We start from the raw sequence: 1,552 nt of genomic DNA on the forward strand, positions 1-1,552 counted from the left end.
TTATTTATTTCCTCATACGCCTCTTTTATCGTATCCCAACTAGGTCTTATGCACTTAAGGTCTGCTTTTGCTGTGCTACAAGTAGCTCTCCAAGTCGCCATTTTTACTCCTTATTTTTTGTAAATACATTATATATCACTACTTCGCCATTTTCATTTACATTGCCACCTGCATTGATTATCCTGCCATCATCAGATTCTAGTGTAATTTCTATTGATTCACCTAGCTTGTAGCCCTGTGTAACGATATGCAAATTCACATTGCTTTCTATCTTAGAATCTGTTTTGATTCTCTCGCACTCTTCCCCATAGCTAAAACACATTTCAATGATTTCTTTTTGGGAATCTTGCTTGGGTTGCGAATCACTTGAATCTGTGTTTGATTTTGGGTTAGATTCTGCATTAGATTCGTTTGATTTTGCGCTAGATTCACTTATAGATTCCGCGTTTTCATTACCATTTTGTGCGTTATCAAAATCTGCTATTTCCTCATCTAGCTCAAATATATCTTTTGCTTTTGGATTTCCTTGCAGGATTAGCGGTGAGCCTTTGTCGGTTAGGACTTGTGAGATGGCTTGGGCTAGGACTATTTTTTGATTGTCAATTTCTAGCAATGTAGAGCAGATAGAATTTGGGATGCTCACTAGCTTAGTGCAAGGGCTAGGCACACCTGCGATATTATTCGTGCAGCCTATGATAGTGGCATTTGCTAAATCTTGCAAACTTATCATTCCTGCGTCATCACCACTAGAATCTTGCACACACATTGTGTCTTTTGTGCTTGATTGAAGCACTACTTTGCCTTTATGAGCACATTCAATATTGTCAGATTCTAGCAGGGGATTTAGCTGTGGCACAATGATTTGTCCTTTGAGTTTTTAATTCCTGTGTAGATTTATTTTTAGATTTTACTTTATTTAATCTTAAATATTGTAGATTCCTTACTTGCACTCTTTGCAGTATTTTTCCACAATTTGTTCAATTATGTCTTCAAGTGTAACCATTCCATTGATTTTACTTGTTGGTATGACTAATTTTAAACAACGATTTACTTTGTCTTTTTCAAAATAATCTTTTTTTGAATCTATGTAGCTTTGCAACTCTTTTAGTGGCTCATTGCCCTTAACATAGGCGATTTTATCAACATCTAATTGTGTATCAAAAGTTACATTAACATTATTCTCTACTATGTAATATCCCAAACAATATCCAATAGCCCAAGCCTTATAATAATATCGTGCATTTACCTTAAAAAGCAGTAATTGATTAGATAATACATCGCTGGGATTGTATGAATGAGTAAGATTATTCGCGTTTGTATTGATAGTTAAAACATAACTTAATAATATAATAATCTTTTTCATTTCATATCCCAAAAATAACATTCTCTTATTATATAATCTGTTTCGTTCAAATAATTTTTACTTATGCCAAGCTTTACATCAACAAAGTTATCGTTATCCCATAGCGTAGTATGTCTTAGACCACTTGTGCCAATCATTGTGTCAGATTCTAGCAGGGGATTTAGCTTTGGCATTTTAGATTCCTTACTT

3 protein-coding genes are annotated in these 1,552 nt (G+C 34.2%); all 3 read right to left on the bottom strand.

Going from position 1 to position 1,552, the window contains the following annotated elements; all coding sequences use genetic code 11:
- Nucleotides 1-103: 103 nt before the first annotated feature.
- Nucleotides 104-856 carry a hypothetical protein gene (locus ACWIUO_RS13665; protein ID WP_454178439.1) on the bottom strand — a complete coding sequence of 251 codons (753 nt, stop codon included), beginning with the start codon at nucleotides 854-856 and terminating at the stop codon, nucleotides 104-106.
- Nucleotides 857-940: 84 nt separating this feature from the next.
- Complete coding sequence (locus ACWIUO_RS13670; protein ID WP_454178440.1) at nucleotides 941-1,363, bottom strand: hypothetical protein; 423 nt, start codon at nucleotides 1,361-1,363, stop codon at nucleotides 941-943.
- The coding region (locus tag ACWIUO_RS13675; RefSeq protein WP_454178441.1) for a hypothetical protein at nucleotides 1,360-1,552 on the bottom strand (193 nt) is incomplete at its 5' end. The genes ACWIUO_RS13675 and ACWIUO_RS13670, both read right to left, overlap by 4 nt.

The organism is Helicobacter sp. T3_23-1056 (genome assembly GCF_053654535.1).